Genomic DNA, 15,102 nt, shown 5'->3' on the forward strand with positions numbered 1-15,102 from the left:
CTGGCGGTTGGTTGCCGAGCTCAAGTTTGGCGATCCGCGGCAGCGACCCAAGCGGCGCCGGAACTCCCGCGCACCAATGCACTGAGCTCGATTGAGCGTTGCGCGTTTGTCTCGCAGTCAGCTCCGCTGACAATCTGCATACGGTTCGACTGTGACCTCCTCGCCGGCTCGCGCATCAGCGACGCCGTGCCAACGGTAGACGCCGGTAAACCGCCTGGCCGTGGCAGCGGCTGACGTGCGCGGCTCGCCGCGTTTGAGAGAAGGAGCCGATCCGCCCCGGCATGTGGCTCGCAGGACGCCTTCGAGGCCGATCAGCCTGCCCGTTAAGGACGTTCGCGCGTCAATTGGTCGGGATCTCCGCCAAATTGCGCCATGATCCGGTCGGCAGCTGCGAGCAACGCGAAGCCGACGCAGAGCGAGAGCGCGTCGACCATAAAATCCCCAAACCTCGCGTGCCGTCCCGGCACCCATAGTTGCATGATCTCGAGCAGGCCGATCAACGCAACGGCAACCACTGAAGCAGTCCAGCGGCGCTGCGGATAGGCAAGCCCGAAGACGATCCCGACCAGAAGGAAGGCGAGCGCGTGATCGGCGTGCTGTCCGAAAACAGGGTGAGGCCGAACGTCCCGAGGTCCGAGCGTTACGAAAGTGACAGCGGCCGCGAGCAGCCACGCGACGAACCGAAGAAGAGCGCTAATAATCACCAGAGCGTCTCGATTGGTAGCCCCAGCCGGGGGGTTCTGAGACTCGACTTCAAGAACATGCTCCCTCCACTCCGCGACAACGGCAACGTCAATAACCGCCCCCTTCAGCAAGTATTCTTCGTACACCGCGCCTAGGCCGCGAACCTTCAACGATCCAGTCGGCTACAGGCTCCCGGCTCGAAGCAGATCGACCTGCCCGCGCTGAGCTTGCGGACTGCAGCAGGGTGTGTTCGTACGCGATTGCATCATGTAGCGGCGCTGGGCTCCGAGCGCTGGGACACTAGGTCGATCGTTACCACCTGCTCCCGACATACGAGTGCAGAATTCCTGATGTGCGTGAACGAAAGGAGAGTACTCCAAAAGGATCGGACACTGAGCCAAAATCCGGGCCTTTCTGCAACGGCTCGGCGATGCGGGCTTGCGCGCTTTGCTCTGGATCGGCACAGGCCGATTAGGTGCGAAATATCATTGGACGCTCGACATACAATTTCAAATAGCGGTTGGTGCAGGCTGATCCGCACAGGGAGTACCCATCCATGGCAGTTGTTAAGCGCTGCTTCTTGGAAACAATATCTCTGCTTTCCTCGCGATTGAGGGCATCGCAATGGCGACCCTCAGAATTGAAAGCAATGCAATGACGATCCAGGCAGGCGCTACTCGCGGGCGCGGGAATTGGACGCCCCAGGCTCGAGCCCGCTGACGCCATCGCATTGTTCACGGCGTGGATGATCGGGCTAATCCGTAGCCTAACCCCAAAGTGGTGGGAGGGTCCTCCATGCGAGCTATATGATTCGCATAAAGATGGAGCGCATAATGAGGCATCTGAAAGCATCTGAAGGATATCAGATCGCCAAGCGACAGGTACTTGCAGATGGCTCGCACGGTCATGCTCAGCGGCGAAGTGAAGATCTCCCTCGCGCGGGGGAGATCCGCTCCCCGGTGGATGGCAGCGGTCATCCTCGCTATGACATGGGCGTCGGAAACTGAGGCTTCCCAGGATCAGGCACGACACCTCTCAGACGCGCAACTGGCAACGACTGCCCACAATCTGGATTCTGACGAGTTCAAGAAGTTGCTGCCGAGCCCGGGTGGCGGCGACAAATCGATACAGGTTGCACAAGCACCAACTAGCGACACAGGGGCCCTGCAGCAGCCCCCTAAACAGCAACGCGACTGGCCAGAGTCCCTGTCATGCGAACTTGCCCTTGCAAGGCGCGACATCGCGTTGCTGCAACGTCTGGAGCAGGAGCACGATCGGGCCGAGCGGCTGGCGCAGGGTCTTGAAACTGCGCGGCGCGAGATCGAAGCCCAAAAGGCGTTAGCGGCGAAGGCCATCGAGGACGCTTCCCGACTGAAGGAAGCTTCCCGACGGAATCAAGCGGGCGAGAGTGGCGCGGCTGAGCTGCAAACATCGCTGCAGCAAGAGCGCGAGCGGTCGGCGCGGCTGGAGCAGGATCTCGCAGCCGCGCGGCGCGATGTCGAAACCAAGACCGCGCTGGCGACGAAGGCTGGTGAGGAAACGTCCCGGCTGAAACAGGCGGACGAAAGCGCCGCCGCGGAGCTGCAGACATCGCTCCAGGAGGAGCGCGAGCGATCGGCGCGGCTGGAGCAGGATCTCGCAGCCGCGCGGCGCGATGTCGAAACCCAGACTGCGCTGGCGACGAAAGCAGGTGAGGAAACGTCCCGGCTGAAACAGGCGGGTGAAAGCGGCGCCGCGGAGCTGCAGACATCGCTCCAGGAGGAGCGCGAGCGGTCGGCGCGGCTGGAGCAGGATCTCGCAGCCGCGGTCCGCGATGTCCAAACCCAGACTGCGCTGGTGGCGAAAGCAGGCGAAGAAACGTCCCAACTGAAACAGGCGGGCGAAAGCGGTGCAGCGGAGCTGCAGAAGGAGCGCGGGCGATCGGCGCGGCTGGAGCAGGATCTCGCAGCCGCGCGGGGCGATCTCGAAACCCAGACTGCTCTGGCGACGAAAGCAGGTGAGGAAACTTTGCGGCTGAAACAGGCGGGCGAACGCGGCGCCGCGGAATTCCAGAAGACGCTGCAGCAGGAGCGCGGGCGCTCGGTGCGGCTGGAGCAGGATCTGGCAGCCGCGCGGCAAGATGCCGAAACCCAGTCTGCGCTGGCGGCAAGAGCAAGCGAGGAACTTTCGCAGCGAAGCGCTGCGGAGGCCAGTGCATTGAGGCAATCGATGCAGAAAGAGCGCCCCGGGGCCGACACGCCTGAGCAGGATCTTTCCCTGACAAGAACCGCTATTTATGCATACCAGATACAAACGGCACCGGTGGCGAAAGCCGACGAGAACGCCTCCCTACCGAAAGTGGCAGGAGAAAGCAGCGCAGCACAGTTGCAAAGCTCCCTGAAACAGGAGCAGGATCGGATCGGCCAACTCGAGCAGGCGCTTGCGGCTGCGCGACGAGACATTGATGCGCAGACGGCGCTGGCGGCAAATGCCAACGAGGAAGTCGCCAAGCTGACGCAAGCAGCCAAGGCTGGCGCCGCGGAGCAGAGACGGTCGATGCAGAAGGAGCGCGAGAGAGCCGATGCGCTGGCGCAGGATCTCTCGATCGCTCGCAGCAAGGTCTACGCATACGAAGCCCAAGCGGCCAAAGCCAGCGAGGAAGCGGCACAGCTCAGCCAGACGGCGGCGAGCAATACGGCCTCGCTGGAGCAGTCGCAGCGGCGCGAGCGCGAGCGGGCTGAACAGCTGGCCCGGGACTTTGCGAAAGCAAGCCGCGAGCTCGACGCGCAGACCGAACGGGCGTCCAAGGCGAGCGAGGACGTGGCACGGATCAAGCAGGCTGTAGAGCGCGAATCGGCCGAGCTGCGGAGCCTGTTGCAGCGTGAGCGCGAGCGCGCCGAGGGGTTGGAAAGGGATCTGACACTGGCGCGTCGGGATAACGGCGCGCTTGCGGCGAAGACTCTCTCCGCTGCGCCTCCGCCGGCTACCACCGGCAAGGCCGCGCGCGAGGAGCCACCGTCGGTGCCGGCGCGGCCAATCCAAAACCGGCCTACGCAAGATGGACTCGTCCACGACAAGCCCACCCAACCGAAATCTGTCGGAGACAGACCAGTCCAAGACAAGGCCATATCGGCGCGTAGCCAGGGCGATGCTGAGGTCCAGTCTAACAACAGCGCGCAGGCGGAGAAACTGGTCGCGCGCGCGAGCGCATTACTTGAACAGGGAGACATCGGCTCGGCGCGGATCGTGCTGGAGCGCGCCGCTGAGATGGGGAGCGCGAAAGCAAGCTTCGCGCTCGCGGAAACCTACGATCCGCTGATCCTGCCGAATTTCGGAACGTTCGGAACGCAAGGGGATTCCACTAAAGCGCGAGATCTTTATGCGCGAGCCGAAGCCGGGGGCATCAAGGAAGCAAAAGCGCGATACGAAGCGTTGCGCCGATAGAAAGCCCAAACACGGATGCAGCGTGCGTAAAGGAGTTCGTCGATGAAAGGGCTCGTAGGATTCCGCCGGCTGGCCTTGCTTGCGGCGTTCGCATCATCGCTCATGGCCGTTCAGTCCTGGGCGGATGCGCGGCCGTTGAATTCGCAATCCCACAATGCTCGGCCGGTTCGCCCCGCGCCTTCGCAGCCAAGACCTGAGGTGCTCTCGATGAACGCCTGGACTGTTGGCCTCGCCGGAGGCCTGCTCGAGGGCGCACCGATACGGCTGGCGGCGGAGATCGCGCGTGTGGTCGACGAGGGGGATCGCCTACACGTTCTGCCGATCGTCACTCGCGGAGCCACTGAAAACGTGAATTCCCTGCTCTATTTACGCGGCATCGATGCGGCAATCATCAATTCCGACGCGCTCGAGGAATACAAAAGCCAGGTGCCCGACATCCAGCAACGAATTGCATATGTCCTGAATCTGTTCCCGTCCGAGCTGCATATCTTCGTTCGACCGGAGATCCAGAGCTTGAGCGATCTTTCCGGCAAGAAGGTCAATTTCAATACGCAAGGCACCGCTGCGGCCTATTCGGGCCCGCTGATCTTCAGCCGCCTCAAGCTCGAGGTGGAAAAGACGTTCATCCCGCACCAGATCGCGCTCGAGCAGATGCGCAAGGGCGAGATTGCAGCGGTCGTCTTCATTACATCGAAGCCGGTGGATGCCTTCGTGCGGGGCCGCTGGGAGCCGGGCTTCAAGTTTCTGTCCCTTCCCTATGACGGCAGGTTCGAGGACTACTATCTCCCCGCCTCCCTCGGCGAAGCCGACTATCCCAATCTGATCAAGCCGGGCGAACGGATTTCGACGATCGCCGTGCCGACCGCACTGGTCGCCTTCAATTGGCCGATCAAGTCAAACCGCTCCGAGCGCGTCTCACGTTTCATCGACCACCTGTTCTCCCGGATCGACAGGCTGCAGGCGCCCGGTTTCGACCCGAAATGGAAATCCATCAATCTTGCTGCAACAGTTCCGGGTCTCACCCGCGTCCCTGCGGCGCAGGCGTGGCTGGATCGTCAGCACCGCGCAACACAAGCATCACAATGAACCGGGCCGCGCCCCTGCTTCTCTTGGCGCTCGCGGCTACAGGCGGCGTAGCCTCGGCGCAGGATTCGATGAGGCAACTGCACTCCTGCCTTCAGAGGCAACATGCCGAGCGCCTCGAATGTCTGGACAAACTGACTCGCACCGTGGCGCCTCAGCATCGTCAATCCCCCGAAGACGGCTGGGTCGTCAGCCAGACGACCTCGCCGATAGACTACTCTCCGATCGCGACTGCCACGACATCCTCACGCAGCGGAGCCGGCGAGTCCGCGATGCAATTGTCGATTCGCTGCCGCAGCGGGCGGACCGAATTGGTGCTCACGGGACCAGGCATCTCCCGTGGGGGCGGTGACGATGCAATTTTTTACCGCATCAATGATAACCCGACGATGCAAATCGGGGCAGCCGTCCCGGCCTTCGGGCCCGGCGTTGCGTTTACGGGGGACGTTGTTCGCTTGGTGCAGTCGCTTCCAGACAGCGGGGATCTCATTGTCCTGTTCTCGCGACGGGGCGGCGCCGCCAATGACGGATCGTTCTCCCTCGCTGGATTGGACGAAGCGCGTGCGAAGATAGCAGCGGCATGCAAATGGCCGCGCGCGCTCGCGACACCGAGTCATTGATGACATGCAAAACGATTTTCTCGATGGAGGCGGATAATGATGACGTTCCAAGATACTGCCAAGGTGTTCGCGATGGCGGCGATTATTGTTGTGGCTTCTGCACAGTTTGCGGCCGCGGAGCAAGGCGGAAGATACTGGACGCCGGCAGACGGGCAACAAGTCCAGTACAGGGCGCACGCGAGACAACACGTGGCGAAGCCGGCAAAGCGAAAGCAGGACGCGTTTGCCCATATGAAGAATTCGGCGGCGCCGAAGGAAAGAGAGCATCATTTGATCCTGCAGGTAAATACCAATGACGCCCCGGCGATGAATCTCGCGCTCAACAACGCGATGAACGTGGCGCAATACTACAAGGACGCCGGCGAGAAGGTGAAGATCGAGGTCGTCACATTTGGGCCCGGGCTACACATGCTGCGTGACGACACGTCGCCGGTAAGAGCGCGCATCGAGGAAATGGCCCTGAGCACGCCTGAGGTTTCGTTCAAGGCCTGCGGCAACACCCAGGAGAAAATGAAGAAGGCCGAGAACAAGGACATACCGATTGTGCGTCAGGCGGAGATCGTGAAATCGGGCGTCGTGCGCGTGATGGAATTGCAGGAGATGGGCTGGACCTACGTCAAGCCGTGACAGGTAAGTAGCGGCAGTGACGTCGGCCGCCATCGCGGCGTCTAAGAGCATTTCATCTGAAATTCGCGGGGTGAGCATTGTCTCATTCGCTGCTGAGGAAGCCATGCCGGAATCCGCCTGCACCCATCTCGGGTTTCCCCCGGGCTCACGCGTTCAGGTCAAACCTGAAGCTGGTGCTCGCTTGGCTGGAAAAACCGGACGCGTCATTGGCGGCGGATTTTATCCGAGAAGCCTCCGTCTGGTTCTAGACGGATCGAAGGTTCCGATCACCCTGCACGTAAACTATGTGGCGGCGATCGACGACGAGATCGACCGGGTGAAATCGGATTGAGGGATGGGGCGAGGTCGGAACGCAACCGACTCCCGTTCCGGGAGCGTTCCAATTCGCTGCCGTCAAGTAAGTCGCGACGCCGCAGGCTGGCCGGGCATCAGTGACTTGAGTTTGCTGGCGGCACGGATGACAAGGCCTAGCGGAGTCCGCCGGCAGAAGGCGACCTTCTTCACGCGATCTACGACGTGCCATTTGGCATGCGTACCGGTGCGGAACAAGATCACGTCTCCGGCGCCATAACACGTCGGCGCTGCACCATCGACCTCGAGCATGATTGATCCTTCGAGGATCACGACGGTCTCGTCGAAATGGTAATGCCAATTGAACTTGCCTTCGGTGCAGGACCAAATCATCGTCCACCAAGTCTTGAACGCGCTCTTCGACAGAAGGTGCGAACGAGCTTCCGGGCGACCTTCAATGATCCACGACGGCTCGATGGGTGACGGCGTGAGTTCAAACGTCTCGCAATATGCCGCTTTAACAAGTTCGCGCATCAATGCCTCGAATACATGATTTGCACTGCTTGATAGACAATTGGTCTCCTGTCCACCTCGGCATATTCGTGTTTCCGTCGAAGCCAGTGAAGATGTCGCCTTGTCGCACTCCCCCGCTTGTCGTGCACCATTGCGAGGTACCTCGGATCGCCCTGGGCTCCGCGGCGCTTGCTCCGGCAAGGTTCCAAGACCGCATTCGAGTGCCTGGCCACGGCTAGCCGACTACCGGTAGACGAAAGCGTATCCGGGCGTCCGCTTCTTCAGCCGATCTCCTGCCGCACCTTGGCCGCGGCGTCGCACATCGCCTTCAGTTTTCCGAATGCGGTTGCGCGCGGCATGTATTTCATGCCGCAATCGGGCGCCGCAATCAGACGATCGGGCGACACGTATTTCAGGCCGTTGCGGATGCGGCCGGCCACGGTTTCGACGTCCTCGATCTCCGGATCCGCCAGGTCGAGCACGCCGAGCATGATCTTCTTCGATGAGAGATCTTTCAGGACGCCGAGGTCGAGCTTCGGCTGCGCCGCCTCGATCGAGATCTGCTCTGCGATGGTATCGTCGAGTTCGGCAAGGAAGGAATAGCCGGCCGGCTTATTCGAGCCCGGCACGACCGCCGCATAGCCGAAACAGAGATGCACGACGGTCGGCACCGTAATACCCCTCAGCGCGCGGTTAATCGCCTTGACCGCATAGCGCATGGCAAGCTCGGGATTGTTGCGCACCCAGGGCTCGTCGAGCTGGATCACATCCGCGCCAGCTTTTTGCAGATCGAGCGCCTCGGCGTTGACGGCCTCGGCGAGCGCCATCGCGAGTTCTTCCTCGTCCTTGTAGAACTCGTTCTTGGCCTGCTGGCTCATCGTGAATGGGCCCGGCAAGGTGATCTTGGCGGCGCGGTCGGTATTCCTGCGCAGGAACTGCATATCGTGCAGCTCCACCGGGCGCTTGCGCTTCACGGGGCCGACGACGCGCGGCACCGGGGTCTGGGTGTTACCGGTGCGCGCGACGATCATCGCGGGATTGTCGCCGTCGATGCCATCAAGCGCCGTGGCAAAGCGATTGGAGTAGCTCTCGCGCCGGATCTCGCCATCGGTGACGATGTCGATGCCGGTGCGCTCCATGTCGCGGATCGCGACGATGGTCGCATCGTCCTGTGCTTCCTCCAGATGCTCGGCCGGCAGCCGCCACATGTCGTGCAGGCGGGTGCGCGGCACCACCTTCGACAGCATCGCGCGGTCCACCAGCCATTCGGGCTGCGGATAGCTGCCGACCACTGTGGTCGGCAGGATATGCGTTGGCATGGGCATGGGGATCTCCTTCTTATTGTTGTTGAACGCCGCTATCAGGCCGCGCGTCCCTCATCCTTGACGGGATTGCGCAGGATGCCGATGCCGGAGATCTCGATCTCGACGGTGTCGCCACCCTTCATCCACAGCGGCGGCGTGCGGTATGCGCCCACGCCGCCGGTCGTGCCGGTGACGATGACATCGCCGGGGGCGAGCTCGGTAAAGGTCGAGCAATAGGCGATCAGGGCCTGTACATCGAACACAAGATCGGAAATCGGGGCTCTCTGCACCTCGACGCCATTCAGCCGCGTGATCAGCGTCTGCCGGGCGACGTCAGTCAATTCGTCGGTCGTGACCATCCAGGGACCGAAGCCGCCGGTGCCGACAAAGTTCTTGCCCGGCGCGAATTGCGAGGTGTGGCGCTGCCAGTCGCGGATGCTGCCGTCATTGTAGCAGGCATAGCCGGCGACATGGCCGAGCGCAGAGTCGCGCGAGATGCGGCGACCCGCCTTCCCGATGATGACGGCCATCTCGCCTTCATAATCGAAACGCTCGGACTCCAGCGGCCGGATCATTGGCTGGCCATGCCCGACCTGGCTGTTGGCAAAGCGCGTGAAGATCATCGGATGCGCCGGCGTCGGATGGCCGCTCTCGGCCAGGTGCGTGGCGTAGTTGACGCCGATGCAGAAGATCTTGTCGGGATCGGGAATGGTCGGCAGCAGCGCGACATCCGGCAGCGCGTAGTCGGGCCCCTCGCCGGCGAGCTTCTTCAGTTCATCGAGCGAGCCCTTCGCAAGCAGCGTCTTGAGTGTCGGAAACATCTTCAGCCGCTTGCCGCAATCGATCACGCCCTCGTCGGTGACGACGCCATAGCTCGCGGTGCCGGCGATCGTGAAGCTTGCGACTTTCATTGGTCAAACACTCTCTTCGATGGAGGAAACATAGTCGTTGATCGGAAGTGCGATCTCGCCGCTGCGGATCGGAACGCATTGGGGCGGGAAATCCTGGCGGAAACAGGCGCCGCCTGCCTCGGCACGGTCGAGGAACCGCTCGAGATGATCCATCGCGCCGGTCGGGAGATCATGCAGCACCATCAGCGTCCAGGGCTGCCGGCTGCACTGATCGAGTGCGCGCCCGGTCCAGCCGTCAGGGTCCTCCCAGTCGCGCGGGATGGAATTCCAAAGCACGCAGCTGTGCTTATAACGCGTGAGATGATCGACGACAGACGGCTTCAACAGCCTTGCATCCAGATTGCCGCCGCCGCCGAACGGCCGGAACCAGCGCAGCGGATGCGTGAGACCGCCGATTGCTTCCTGCGTGCGGGCGATTTCGTTCTCCGCCGTCTTGCTATCCTTCTGCTGACCGAGCGGAATGCTGTGCGTAAAGGTGTGATTGCCGATCCAGTGCCCCTTCCCGTGCGCACGCATCGCAAGACCGCGCCGCGCGGGGTCGGCGAGCTTCTCACCGATCACGAAGAAGGTGGTCTTGATGCCGCGCTCGCCGAGGATGTCAAGCACACGCGGCGTCACGTCGGGATCGGGGCCGTTGTCGAATGTCAGGGTCAGATGGTACACGCGAATACCTCAGGTCGCCGGCTGCATCGCCCCCGACGCGATCTCGTCATTGGCCTCGCCAGCGCGCGTGCCGGTTTGCCAGATCGCCGCCTTTCGCTCGATCCAGCGGATCACGGCGTTGAAGGCGATGGCGAGGAACAGCACGAGCAGCACGCCCGCGAACACGTGCGGACTGTCAAGGATAGTGCGGTAGCGCGAGATCAGGTAGCCGATGCCGGCCGAGGAGATTAGCATCTCCGAGACGACCACGCCGACGATGACAAGCGCGCCACCGACGCGCAGGCCCGACAGCACAGTTGGGATCGCTGCTGGAATGATGACGCGGACCAGGCGCTGGCTCAGCGTCGCGCCCATGCTGCGCGCGGCGAGCAGAAGTTGCGGGTCGATGGTCTGGATGCCGGCGGCAGTGGCGAGCATTGTCGGGAGGAAGCCGTAGATCGAGGCGAAGGCGATCTTGGACTCCGAGCCGATGCCGAGCCATACCGTGAACACCGGATAGAGGATCACGAGCGGCACCGCGTAGAGGCTCGACACCATCGGCATGATCAGCACGCGCGGGCGTGGGAGGCTGCCGACGATGGCGCCGAGCAGGATGCCGCCGCCGCAGGCAAACGCCATGGACACCACGACCTCGTAGAGCGTTACCGCGAGCGCATGGCCATATTCGCCTGCATCCGTCCACCCGGCCATCAGCGTCGATGACAAAGACGGCAGGAACAATTCAGGAATGAGACCGGTGCGTGGCAAGAGCTCCCACAAGGCAATCAGTCCGATCACGATAAGATATCGCAGCGTTTTGGCGCTCATGTCCGCCTCATGCCGATTTGCGGATGTGCCGCCAGATGCGATCGCGCAACGCGCCGAAGGCATCGCCACTGAGCATCTCGTAGGTGCGAGGCCGCGGCAGCTGAACCTGAAGATGATCGACGATCCGCCCGGGCCGCGCCGACATCACGATCACCTCGTCGGCGAGATAGACCGCCTCGGTGAGACTGTGCGTGACGAAGACGACCGTCTTGCCGGTCGCGGCCCAGATGCGCAACAGCTCGTCGCCCATGGTCATGCGCGTCTGCTCGTCGAGGGCGGCGAATGGCTCGTCCATCAGCAGCACCGGCGGGTCCTGCACCAGCCCCCGCGCGATGGAGACACGTTGCTTCATGCCGCCGGAGAGTTCATGCGGATGGCGCCTGCCGAAGCCCTCGAGGCCGACCAACCTGAGCGCATCTTGCGCTTTGGCGCGGCGCTCTGCCTTGGGAACACTGCGAAGCGCAAGCGGAAACTCGACGTTGTCCTCCGCCGTCAGCCAGGGAAACAGACTGGCCTCCTGGAACACCACACCGACCCTGTCCGGGTCGGGCTGCATGATCGGCGCGCCGCTGATGGTGATCGTGCCCGACGTCTGCTGGCGCAGGCCCGCCATCGTCATCAGAAGGGTCGACTTGCCGCAGCCGCTCGGGCCGACCAGCACCACGAAACGGCCGGGCTTGACCTCCAGCGAGACGTCCTCCAGCGCAACGACGTCCTGCGACCTGGTCTTGAAGACCTGGCCGACATTTTTCACCTCGATCGCACCGGCCCGCGCTGCGGACTTCAACGGGGTCACGTTCGCCAATGGCTGCATCGCGCTTCCACCCATCTGACAAGTTCGTTGAACGCCATCGCGATCGCGGCCACCATCACGACGCCGGCGAGGAGCTGCCTCATCTGGAAATTCTCGCCCCAGGTCGCGATCTGGTGGCCGATGCCGTCGCGCGAAGCATACATCTCGGCGAGGATCACGCCGGTGAGGTTGAAAATCATGGAGATTCGCAACGCCTCCAGCAGGACCGGCAGCATGCTCGGCAAATAGACGCGAAACGCGGTCTGCCATGGCGTCGCGCCGTAGGAGCGCGCCACGGTCAGATACTCGACCTTGACCGATTCAACCGCTGTGGTGGTGGACATGATCACGATGAAGATGGTCGAGAAGAAACCGAAACCGACTTTCTGGGCAAAGCCGACGCCGAACACGAGGATGAACATCGGCAGGAAGATCGACTTCGGGATGCTGAAAGCGAAGAACAGCAACGGCTTGGCCACATCGGCGAAGTAGCGGTTCTCCGCGACCAGGAAGCCGATCACCGCACCGACGGGAACGGCCAGCGCGAACGCGGCGAGTACCTCGCTCGCGGTCACCATCAGATCCTTCTGCACGGCGGCGCGCTGCAGGAGATCGCCGAGCGTCACGAACGTATCGGACGCCGACGGCAGCAGGCGGGGATTGACGATGCCGGTGCGCGACAGCATTTCCCATAGTGCCAGGATCGCGACGATCATCGCGACCCGCGTGAGATTGATGGCGAGCGTGCTTTGCATCGCTATTGCTTGGTCGGGACGGGCTTGAACTTGGTCGAGATCACGTCCTCGACCGGCACGATATCCTTGAGCCCGCCGAGCTTGGCGAGATCGAGCGAAAGCTGCACGGCCGCGTTCACATCGGCCGCGCCCATGTCGCCGCTGGTTTCTAGCTTCATGATGGTGTTGTCGTATTCAAGGGCGGCGATCTCCGGCGCCATCTCGTAGAGCTCGGCGATCAGCTTGACAGTAACGTCGCGGTTAGCGCGCATGAACGCGAGGGCGCCGTAGAGGGCGTTCACCGCCTTCTGCACCAGTTGGGGCTTGGCCTCCGCGAATTTGTCGAGCACGATCCAGCCGGCGGTGAGGTTCGGCGGAACCGCGGCCGCGTAGTCGAGGATGGTCTTGGCCTCACCGGACTTCGAGATCTGGAAGCTCAGCGGCGAATAGACCACGGCGGCCTCGACGTTACCGGCGAGCAAGTTCGGCACCAGGCCTCCACCACCGACGGGAACGCGGGTGAAATCGATCTTCTTGTCCTGGATGGTCCACAGCGCGAGCAGGTCCGAGCCCGAGCCCGCAGCGGTGATCGCGACCTTCTTGCCGTTGAGGTCCTTGACGTCGAGCGTCGACTTGGCCGGGACCATCAGCTGCCAGCCGAAATTGCCCATCGCGGCATTGGCGACGATCCGCGACATCACGCCCTTCTTGCGTCCGGCGGAGACCAGCGACGGCGGATCGAGAATGATGTCCGCCGCGCCCGCGGCCATGCCTTCGAACGTCTCCGCGCCGCTGCGATAGATGGTCAATTCGGCCTGGATGCCCTCCTTCTCGAACAGCTTTTGCCTAACCGCGGTCTCGGCGATCGTCGTCGGCCAGTATGTTTTTGTGGGCAGGCCGACGCGAATGGTGTCCGCGGCGCGCGCAGGCCCAGCAAGAACGGCGACGGCAACGAGCGACATGAACGCATGGCGGCAATTGACCTTCATTGTCTCCTCCCGGTTTTTGTTTTTTATGCCGGATTTTTCCGGATCGTCAGGTCGCGCGGCTCACCTCCGCAATACGCGAGGCGGCGAGCTCGACGAATTCTTTGGTGGCGCCAAAATGCTTTGACAAGGCGCGAACTGCCGCATCCGCATCGCGCTTGATGACGGCGGCGACGATCGCCTTATGCTCAGCTTCGACGTCACGTTTCTTGCTGCCAATCTCGCGACGGATCGAGAGCCGGCGATAGCGCTCGCTCTGCTCGTGCAGCACGTCGCGAAAGCCGAGCAGCCACGGCGAGCCGCAGGCGTCGACCAGCGTTCGGTGGAAGATGCGATGACGGATCACCCACTCCTCGTAGTGCACGGTGGGATCATCGGGGTAGCGATGAGGAACGGCCTTCAGATCCGCCCAGGCCGATTTCACCGAAGCGAGCCAGGCATCATCGCCCCGTTCGATCGAACGGCGCAGCGCAAGCCCCTCAATGTCGATCCGCGTCTGGGTCACATCGGCTAAATCCGCCAGCGACACCGGACTTACGCGAAAACCGCGCTGGTCGGACGCCTGCACGAGCCCGTCGGCCACGAGCCGCGACAAAGCCTCGCGCACGGCGGCAAGGCTCACGGAGAACTGCTTGGCGAGCCCCGCAATATGAAGCTTCTGGCCCGGCAACAGCCGCGTCGCCAGGATGTCGGCGCGCAAGCGTTCATGCAGCGCCGACGTCAGGCTGCGCGGACCTTCGCCGGGGCTCCCGGACAACTGGAACTGAAGCGAACCCATGATCGGATGATTGCAAGGCGGCAGGCGAGGGTCAATAGAAAATCGAAAATCGATTTTCGCCCCTCCTGACGGCCTAGGAATGAGCTGGCTCGGATGGCGGCACATCCAGGCGAACTGCAATGCCGCTCAGGTCCGGACTCGGCGCGGGATAGAGCTTCATCACCAACGGATCGTGGCCGGGCACGATGTGATCTGCGTCCGGCGCTGCGGCGCGCAGCTTGTCGAAGCCAACCAGCATGTCGCCGACATGAAACGCTGTCGTGAATGGTCGCTCGCTCGTCATGTTCTCGTAGAAATGGCTGACGTCGGAGGCGAGCACGACCGGGCCACGGCGCGTGTTGACGCGAACGAACTGAAGCCCGGCGGAATGGCCGCCGGCGGCATGGACGGTCAGTCCGGGCGCGATCTCGGCCTCGCCATCGTAGAACAGCACCCGGCGCGCATAGTTCAGCCGCACCAGCCCGCAGACATCCTCGACCTCGAAGGAATGCGACAACCGCGGATATTGCATGTAGCGCCCGGTGGCATAGGCAAGCTCACGCTCCTGGAGATGAAAGCGCGCATTCGGAAAGCGGTCGAAATTGCCGGCGTGATCGTAGTGCAGATGCGTGAGGATCACGTCCCTGACGTCGGCGACATCGATGTCGAACGCCGCAAGCGCCTCCACCGGACAGCGCAAGAACGTCCGCTTGCGCTGCCTGGCGATCTCGGCATTGAACCCGGTGTCGATGACGAAGGCTCGCCCGTCGCCCCTCGCCAGCCACATGAAATAGTCCATCGGCATCGGCCCGTCATGCGGGTCGCCGCCGATGAAATGTTCGCTCCGCTGCGCATCGCGCGTGGCATAGCGGATAGCAAAGAGCTCGTATTGCGGGTCAGCCATGG

General features: G+C 62.6%; 15 protein-coding genes. 4 read left to right on the plus strand and 11 right to left on the minus strand.

All coding sequences use genetic code 11. The annotated features are described in order from the left end of the window. Positions 1–323: 323 nt before the first annotated feature. Positions 324–854: a VanZ family protein gene (locus A5906_RS35240; protein ID WP_430642440.1), complete on the minus strand. Its 531-nt coding sequence runs from the start codon at positions 852–854 to the stop codon at positions 324–326. Between the two features lie 721 nt (positions 855–1,575). On the opposite strand from A5906_RS35240, the gene A5906_RS35245 reads away from it, so the two are divergent. From A5906_RS35245 to A5906_RS35265, 4 genes are all read left to right on the plus strand, one after another. Next, positions 1,576–4,107: a hypothetical protein gene (locus A5906_RS35245; RefSeq protein ID WP_136615712.1), complete on the plus strand. Its 2,532-nt coding sequence runs from the start codon at positions 1,576–1,578 to the stop codon at positions 4,105–4,107. Positions 4,108–4,149: 42 nt separating this feature from the next. Beyond that, complete coding sequence (locus tag A5906_RS35250) at positions 4,150–5,193, plus strand: TAXI family TRAP transporter solute-binding subunit (protein WP_080139710.1); 1,044 nt, start codon at positions 4,150–4,152, stop codon at positions 5,191–5,193. 653 nt (positions 5,194–5,846) lie between these two features. Continuing rightward, positions 5,847–6,437, plus strand: coding sequence for a DsrE family protein (locus A5906_RS35260; protein WP_080139712.1), 591 nt, complete (start codon positions 5,847–5,849; stop codon positions 6,435–6,437). Positions 6,438–6,453: 16 nt separating this feature from the next. Next, the gene (locus A5906_RS35265; protein WP_245327064.1) at positions 6,454–6,768 is read left to right on the plus strand and encodes a hypothetical protein; all 315 of its coding nucleotides are present in this window, start codon (positions 6,454–6,456) and stop codon (positions 6,766–6,768) included. Positions 6,769–6,830: 62 nt separating this feature from the next. Here the strand turns inward: A5906_RS35265 and A5906_RS35270 are convergent, their stop codons facing one another. The 10 genes from A5906_RS35270 to A5906_RS35315 all read right to left on the minus strand — a co-directional run bounded on the left by A5906_RS35270 (position 6,831) and on the right by A5906_RS35315 (position 15,100). Beyond that, positions 6,831–7,262 carry a cupin domain-containing protein gene (locus A5906_RS35270; RefSeq protein ID WP_080139810.1) on the minus strand — a complete coding sequence of 144 codons (432 nt, stop codon included), beginning with the start codon at positions 7,260–7,262 and terminating at the stop codon, positions 6,831–6,833. A 260-nt stretch (positions 7,263–7,522) separates the two neighbouring features. Next, positions 7,523–8,566 (minus strand): uroporphyrinogen decarboxylase family protein, encoded by a 1,044-nt coding sequence (locus A5906_RS35275; RefSeq protein WP_201723812.1) that lies wholly within the window; start codon positions 8,564–8,566, stop codon positions 7,523–7,525. Between the two features lie 35 nt (positions 8,567–8,601). Further along, positions 8,602–9,456 (minus strand): fumarylacetoacetate hydrolase family protein, encoded by an 855-nt coding sequence (locus A5906_RS35280; protein WP_080139713.1) that lies wholly within the window; start codon positions 9,454–9,456, stop codon positions 8,602–8,604. Between the two features lie 3 nt (positions 9,457–9,459). Further along, a complete protein-coding gene (locus A5906_RS35285) occupies positions 9,460–10,119 on the minus strand; it encodes a polysaccharide deacetylase family protein (RefSeq protein WP_080139714.1) in 660 nt (219 codons plus the stop codon). Positions 10,120–10,128: 9 nt separating this feature from the next. Beyond that, positions 10,129–10,926 carry an ABC transporter permease gene (locus A5906_RS35290; RefSeq protein ID WP_080139715.1) on the minus strand — a complete coding sequence of 266 codons (798 nt, stop codon included), beginning with the start codon at positions 10,924–10,926 and terminating at the stop codon, positions 10,129–10,131. A gap of 7 nt (positions 10,927–10,933) precedes the next feature. Continuing rightward, positions 10,934–11,740: an ABC transporter ATP-binding protein gene (locus tag A5906_RS35295; RefSeq protein ID WP_245327065.1), complete on the minus strand. Its 807-nt coding sequence runs from the start codon at positions 11,738–11,740 to the stop codon at positions 10,934–10,936. Beyond that, complete coding sequence (locus A5906_RS35300) at positions 11,719–12,474, minus strand: ABC transporter permease (RefSeq protein WP_080139717.1); 756 nt, start codon at positions 12,472–12,474, stop codon at positions 11,719–11,721. The genes A5906_RS35295 and A5906_RS35300 overlap by 22 nt, the downstream gene beginning before the upstream one ends. Positions 12,475–12,476: 2 nt before the next feature. Next, complete coding sequence (locus tag A5906_RS35305; protein WP_080139718.1) at positions 12,477–13,442, minus strand: ABC transporter substrate-binding protein; 966 nt, start codon at positions 13,440–13,442, stop codon at positions 12,477–12,479. A 46-nt stretch (positions 13,443–13,488) separates the two neighbouring features. After that, positions 13,489–14,337, minus strand: a complete 849-nt coding sequence (locus A5906_RS35310; RefSeq protein WP_245327066.1) for a GntR family transcriptional regulator — start codon at positions 14,335–14,337, stop codon at positions 13,489–13,491. Then, positions 14,291–15,100 (minus strand): N-acyl homoserine lactonase family protein, encoded by an 810-nt coding sequence (locus A5906_RS35315; protein ID WP_080139720.1) that lies wholly within the window; start codon positions 15,098–15,100, stop codon positions 14,291–14,293. The genes A5906_RS35310 and A5906_RS35315 overlap by 47 nt, the downstream gene beginning before the upstream one ends. Positions 15,101–15,102 lie beyond the last annotated feature (2 nt).

Source organism: Bradyrhizobium sacchari, assembly GCF_002068095.1.
GTDB classification, from domain to species: Bacteria; Pseudomonadota; Alphaproteobacteria; order Rhizobiales; family Xanthobacteraceae; genus Bradyrhizobium; species Bradyrhizobium sacchari.

Excerpts from the sequence above, each read along its gene's own strand:
- A5906_RS35245 (WP_136615712.1), top strand. The coding sequence starts at position 1,576 with ATGGCTCGCACGGTCATGCTCAGCGGCGAAGTGAAGATCTCCCTCGCG.
- A5906_RS35250 (WP_080139710.1), top strand. The coding sequence starts at position 4,150 with ATGAAAGGGCTCGTAGGATTCCGCCGGCTGGCCTTGCTTGCGGCGTTC.
- A5906_RS35260 (WP_080139712.1), top strand. The coding sequence starts at position 5,847 with ATGATGACGTTCCAAGATACTGCCAAGGTGTTCGCGATGGCGGCGATT.
- A5906_RS35270 (WP_080139810.1), bottom strand. The coding sequence starts at position 7,262 with ATGCGCGAACTTGTTAAAGCGGCATATTGCGAGACGTTTGAACTCACG.
- A5906_RS35275 (WP_201723812.1), bottom strand. The coding sequence starts at position 8,566 with ATGCCCATGCCAACGCATATCCTGCCGACCACAGTGGTCGGCAGCTAT.
- A5906_RS35280 (WP_080139713.1), bottom strand. The coding sequence starts at position 9,456 with ATGAAAGTCGCAAGCTTCACGATCGCCGGCACCGCGAGCTATGGCGTC.
- A5906_RS35290 (WP_080139715.1), bottom strand. The coding sequence starts at position 10,926 with ATGAGCGCCAAAACGCTGCGATATCTTATCGTGATCGGACTGATTGCC.
- A5906_RS35295 (WP_245327065.1), bottom strand. The coding sequence starts at position 11,740 with ATGCAGCCATTGGCGAACGTGACCCCGTTGAAGTCCGCAGCGCGGGCC.
- A5906_RS35300 (WP_080139717.1), bottom strand. The coding sequence starts at position 12,474 with ATGCAAAGCACGCTCGCCATCAATCTCACGCGGGTCGCGATGATCGTC.
- A5906_RS35305 (WP_080139718.1), bottom strand. The coding sequence starts at position 13,442 with ATGAAGGTCAATTGCCGCCATGCGTTCATGTCGCTCGTTGCCGTCGCC.
- A5906_RS35315 (WP_080139720.1), bottom strand. The coding sequence starts at position 15,100 with ATGGCTGACCCGCAATACGAGCTCTTTGCTATCCGCTATGCCACGCGC.